Raw genomic sequence first — 5805 nt, 5'->3', positions numbered from 1 at the left:
AACTCGATTGTCTATCTTTTGGTATTAACCTGTTGATGCCTTAAGTCCTTCCCTATATGGATTTCAGATACTTTTGAGTGTAGGCGCTCTCATCGAATTTTATTTTAAGTTAATTATTTGCATAACAATTCCCGAAGAGCCTCGATTATTTTTTCCCATACTTGCTAATTCCTCGATCAGATTAGTCCAGTCAACCGAGGCAAAATCTTCCCGTCGTAATTGGTTAACGGTTGTCTCGATCCATAGCTGAAAATCTCGATCGTATAAGCTGATCTTCGAGATCGGTATTTGAGCGGTCATGGGAGGTAAACAGTAAAAACAATCCAACTCTATTCTACAATCAAAAATTAATTTTTCTAAAATCCTAGATCGGCTTTGGCAATTTTGGCCGCCGCTAATACTTCCTCATCGGGTAATTCTCGCCAGTCGGTCGCACCTATTTCAGCATAGAATTTTTGATCGTAGGCGCGAGTACGAATTACTACCGGCATAGGGACCGCATGACCTAAAACTAAAGCTTGTTGTTTTGAGTCTAATTTCGCTAAAACTGATCGCAAACTTCCCCCTCCAGAAACTCCAGTAAATATGGCTTCGATGTCCTTTTCATCGTTTAATAAACAGGTGATTCTTGTCCCTACCTGAGACATAACTTCGTTATCAATTCCTGAAGGTCTTTGATCGACAATTAGGAGAGTAACAAAGTATTTTCGCATCTCCCTGGCGATGGTTCCAAAAATAGTTTGATGCACCACGGCAGAATCTAAAAATCGATGAGCCTCTTCAATGGTAATCACTAACTGTTGCGGCCGATCAACGGGGTTTTTAGTTTGTAAAAAATATTCAGCTTTTTTCACATAATTAGCATGAATCCGACGGGTGATCATATTGGTGGCTAACATATAGGAAAGCATATTACTTTGGGAGCCAAATTCAATGACAACGTGCTTACCTGCATCTAAAGCTTGTAAAACCTGATCGATATAATTGTGGGGACAAACACTTCTTAAATATTTCAAACTATCTAGACGCATTAATTTTCTCTGGAGGGACATGATTGATCCCGCATGGCCTTGTTTTTCCGTACAGAAGATTTTAATATCCTCGTTACTCATATTTAATAACTGAGTAATCCAAGATTCTCCATACTCGTTATAGAGAATATTGGCATTATCTAAACTAGCTTCCGAGATACCTAATTCCCGACCGATTAAACGAATATCCTCGATTTCAATTTGATTATAACTTAAGAATAATTCCTGCGCTCCTCGTACTCCCCGGCGTTTGGTAGAATCGGGATCGAGGGTATAAATTTCCACCTGTCCGGGGAATAATTGACATAATCCTTTCACCGTAGAAACCTCCTTCCCCTCTTTCATCGCTTCCCAACCGTATTCCGAGTGCATATCAAACATGAGGTTAACCCCTGCTTGTTTGCGAATAATGCCCGAAATTAGTAATCTGGTTAAAAAGGATTTTCCCGTCCCGGATTTGCCAAAAACACCGTTACTACGTTCCACAAAGCGATCGAGATTAATACATATTGGCACGTCCATGTCAAGGGGTTGACCAATAGCAAAATTCTTTCTGGTGGGATCATCTTCCCAACCGAAAACCATGCGAAAATCCTGCTCACAAGCTTCATAAACTTGGCTAAAATGGGCGGGAATAGTTTTAACTGGCAGTAATTCTAAATCGGTGCTAGTTTGGGGTTGAAAAGAGCCTAAGGAAGTGTCAGAAACTGCTGGAGAATTACCTCCAGTCGGAGTCAGAGAGACCCCGGCTTGAAAAGCCGGGGCTTCCTCTGACTTCGTAAACATGAGCATAGGCGATAGTTCAATAGTACCATAAGTACCGCTACCCGCCAAAACATCGCGCATAAAACTATCATCGGGATGGGGAGGATTCGCGATAATCCGGGGACTGGAGTTACCCAGGGAGACATCGGTGAGGAGACAGAAAAAACGCGATCGAGTGCCTTGCACCACCAAAAACTTACCGACGCGCATATCTTCTACCGAAATATCCGGATAAAGACGGATTTCTAAACCTTCACTCAGGGAACCTTGAATAACCGATCCGAGGGGCTGTTCACTCATGCTAACCTTGATTTGTGGCGATGAATTATGAATTATGAATTATGAATGAGGAAGTGTTTTCAGTGATCAGTAAACAGTGAACTTAAAACTCAAATCTGATAACTGATAACTGATAACTGATAACTGATTCAAGTCGGTTAATTTTTTTTCGGTCTATCCTGTCTAAAAATGAGGGGTTCGCAGGCAGGCACGGATTTCCATTATTAATACAAGTATATGTCAAGTGGCGGGGTTTTGTCAAGGGGTTTAAGAAAAAAAATCCGGTTTATGAACGGGAAGCAAGGAAATAGCCAAGGGAGAAGAGAATGCCACTAAAAAAGTGAAGATTAACCGCTATAAACTTGCAGTTACTGACTAGCTGAGGTTGGTCGTGATTTTGGTTAACGTGGTGGACTAATTGCCACGCGAAAGGGAGACTAAGGAAGATTAAAAGGCTGAGAGGGGGATAAACTTGCAGCAGGACAAAAACTACCGTTAAAACGTAAACGAGAACCGTGACTACGGTTAAAACTCTAGAACCTTTTAAAGTACCCAAACGGGCAATAGGTGATTTTTTACCCGCTTTGAGATCATCGGCGACTTGATGGAAATGGGAACAAAAAAGGATGATAGAAGTGGTAATCCCGATAATAATTGAAGCCGCTAGACTAGAGAGAGAAAAAGCACCGACTTGGGAATAGTAGGCAGCGGCAATCGCCAAGGGTCCAAAAGTAAAGAAACAGATAATTTCACCTAATCCTTGATAACCGAGACGGAAGGGAGGCCCTTGATAGGTATAGCCCAAAAAACAGCAGAGGGCGATTAATTCTAGGAGCATCCAATCGCCTCGCCCATAACTAATAGCAAAAATACCAGCGATGCCTAATAATAGAAAAAGATTACTCAGCCAGAAAATTAAAGATTTGTTACCGGTTAAATTAACAATCGAATGGGCCTTATTGACATCGATCCCGGTATCGGCATCAAAAACATCATTACTGAGATTTAACCAAGCGAGAATTAAAATAGCTGAGAGGATAAAAGTGGCAAAAATCGGGGGAGAAAATAGACCTGTTTCCTGATAAGCGATCGCTGTTCCCAGAATAATCGGTATAATTGCCACACTATACATTGGTGGTTTAATGGCTGCTAACCAGAGTTTTTTGGGCGAGGGAGTGGTGACAGTATCGGTGGTCATAGTTAAATAGGGTTTGCTGAAAAAGTTTTTCCTAGTAGTAGGGTGTAGGGTGTGGGGTTTTACCGATTTTTAGGGGGTCAATTAGCCAATTTTCAGGGAAAAAGTCCCTAAATTTCCCCTGACTACTGACGACCGACTCCTAACCCTAACAACAATTTTTGATTTTTACCAGAGGTCTGATCATACCTCGGTTTTAAGGATATTTTACTCAAAAATGGAGATAAATAGACTAAAGCCGGGTAAGACATCCTCTCCGCTTAAATTAGCCGGTAGTTCCATAATTTCTACGGATTGCTGAGGACGATAAATTTCCACTTGTTGTTGTTGAGGATTAACTAGCCAACCTAATCGCAAACCACTGTGGAGATATTCCCGCATTTTAGCTTGAATTTCTGGGAGGGAATCGCTACGGGAGCGCAGTTCAATGACGAAATCGGGACAAATAGGCGGAAATTTCTCCTGTTCTTCTCGACTCATTGCTTGCCAACGGGTTAAACTCACCCAAGCGGCATCGGGAGCGCGATCTCCGCCCTTCGGTAAACGAAAAATCGTCGCCGAACTAAAGACTTTACCCAATCCGGTTTGACGATTCCACAACCAAAGTAAACTAATAAAATCGGCCTCTCGGTTGCCGCTAATTCCCCCAACAGGTGGCATCACAATTAATTCTCCTTGGGCGTTTCTTTCCAGTTGCCAATCTGGGTTAACTTGACAGAGACGGTAAAACTGCTCATCGCTGAGATTGACTGTATCTAAGTTTAAAATCACTGCTGCCATGGCTATATTTCGCCCTAGAAAACACTCTAGTCTTAATTATAGTCAATTAGGGCTGGCTGAATAAATCTAAAAACCTTGCTGGATAAGAGTTTTAGACTTTTTTGAAATCCAAAAGTACCAGATATGGGAGTGATCAGGGGGAAATTCAGCTACTTTTTCCCTGAAAATTAGGTAATTGACCCCCTCAAAATCGGTAAAACCCCACGCCCCACACCCTACACCCTACACCCTGCTTCTAGGAAAAACTTTTTCAGCAGACCCCAATTAGATTCCCCGCCACAGTGCGATCGCACCGTCTTGATCTCCAGTGACTAACCAACGACCATCATGACTGGCAACCATTCTTAGGATGACGTTTCCCTTCAGGGTATTCAAGCGCCGACGGGTATTAACATCCCAAAATTTGACAGTTCCATCCCCGGAGGTGCTGGCTAAAACTTTACCCCCATCGAGCAGGGCCATATCGGTTACAGCGTCGTTATGGGCGAGAATAGTAGTGGTGCCGATGCCGCTTTTCACTTGCCAACTGCGGATCGAACCGTCTTGACTAGCAGTACCGGCGATCTTACCATCCTTGGAAAAAAGCACCCGATAAACGGGGAATAAATTACCCGCATAGGCACGAATAAAGCGACCGGTACTCACTTTCCACAGTTTAACGAAGCCATCGTAATCGGCGCTAACAATTCCTTCACCATCGGGACTAAATGCGATCGCCTGAATCGGATGATTATGGCCGCGCAGGGTTTTTAACAGTGTACCCGTCTGAAAATCCCAGAGTTTAACTGTACGATCCCAGCTACCCGTGGCCAAAATTTCGCCATCGGGAGAAATAGCGGCATCGGTAACGAGAAAAGCATGGCCAGGATAGGTCATTTCTAATTTTCCCGTGCGCGTATTCCAGCGTTGCACTTTTCCCCCCGCATCGGCAGTTACGAAAGTCTCACCATCGGGACTAAATTGGATAGCGTTAACGGTATCACCTAGTTGCCAAGTCCTGAGAGGTTTTTGGGTTTTTAGGTCCCATTCCCTAACCGTGCCGTCAAAACTACCACTTAGCAGCAAGGAGTTATCGGGACTAATGGCCAAAGCATAGATGGGATCCTGATCGGCTTTTAAAATAGTAACCCGTTCGACCATCTGCCAAGGAACGATTTCTGCTAGGGGAGACGCTTGCGGAGTGGTGGTTTTCCCTTTTTCCTGATTGACTGCACAACCACCGGATAGCAACAGCAGCAATAATAACGATAACGTCGGTTGATAAAGGGTTATTTTCATAGAATTTTGCCGTTGTCAAAATCATCTTAAACTACTTTAAACTTGAATGGGTAAAATTTGAATAGAATAACGACAACGAGGAACAAGATAAATGACAAATTCTTGATTGGTTGTGTTGGCTTCTTCCAGAACATTCTGTAAATTTTCACCGTGAGCCATCACTCCTTTTTCATTATATAGCAATGTATTGATTTTTATATAAATCAAGCATGGTGTCACGATTTTTGTTTAACCAACGTAACATTTCTTGGGCTTGTTCTTGAGAGATTGAGTCTGTCATAATCTTTCTAGGGAGAGACGTTTTTGATGAGAAGGAAAGCATCACTAATCAGTAGCTCTCTTGCAAAAGTAATCAAGATATATCCTTTTGTCGGTAACGAAGTTCGTAATTGTAGATACCAGCAATCAAATTCAATCTCAGACCAAATCGCCGTCTGCGATTTCTGTATCTTGATGAAAGTATCCGAAATATTTTGA

At 42.5% G+C, this 5805-nt stretch carries 4 protein-coding genes and 3 pseudogenes; all 7 read right to left on the bottom strand.

Annotated elements, in window-relative coordinates; all coding sequences use genetic code 11:
• Nucleotides 1-141: 141 nt before the first annotated feature.
• Nucleotides 142-300, bottom strand: a pseudogene (locus O9300_RS02020) (DUF29 family protein); the annotation flags it as partial.
• A 56-nt stretch (nt 301-356) separates the two neighbouring features.
• On the bottom strand, nt 357-2096 hold the full coding sequence (locus tag O9300_RS02015) for a helicase HerA domain-containing protein (RefSeq protein ID WP_287969738.1): 1740 nt from the start codon (nt 2094-2096) through the stop codon (nt 357-359).
• A 265-nt stretch (nt 2097-2361) separates the two neighbouring features.
• Entirely contained in the window at nt 2362-3273 is a 912-nt protein-coding gene (menA, locus tag O9300_RS02010) for a 2-carboxy-1,4-naphthoquinone phytyltransferase (protein WP_287969736.1), read from the bottom strand.
• Nucleotides 3274-3477: 204 nt separating this feature from the next.
• A complete protein-coding gene (locus O9300_RS02005) occupies nt 3478-4050 on the bottom strand; it encodes a Uma2 family endonuclease (protein ID WP_287969735.1) in 573 nt (190 codons plus the stop codon).
• 264 nt (nt 4051-4314) lie between these two features.
• Nucleotides 4315-5328, bottom strand: a complete 1014-nt coding sequence (locus tag O9300_RS02000; RefSeq protein WP_287969733.1) for a WD40 repeat domain-containing protein — start codon at nt 5326-5328, stop codon at nt 4315-4317.
• Between the two features lie 36 nt (nt 5329-5364).
• Nucleotides 5365-5608 (bottom strand): annotated as a pseudogene (locus O9300_RS01995) (DUF5678 domain-containing protein).
• Nucleotides 5609-5680: 72 nt separating this feature from the next.
• Nucleotides 5681-5805 (bottom strand): annotated as a pseudogene (locus O9300_RS01990) (IS5 family transposase); the annotation flags it as partial.

The sequence above is a fragment of the Microcystis sp. LE19-195.1E genome, assembly GCF_027532095.1.
Taxonomy (GTDB): Bacteria; Cyanobacteriota; Cyanobacteriia; order Cyanobacteriales; family Microcystaceae; genus Microcystis; species Microcystis aeruginosa.
This window is presented reverse-complemented; position numbering and strand designations above follow the sequence as displayed.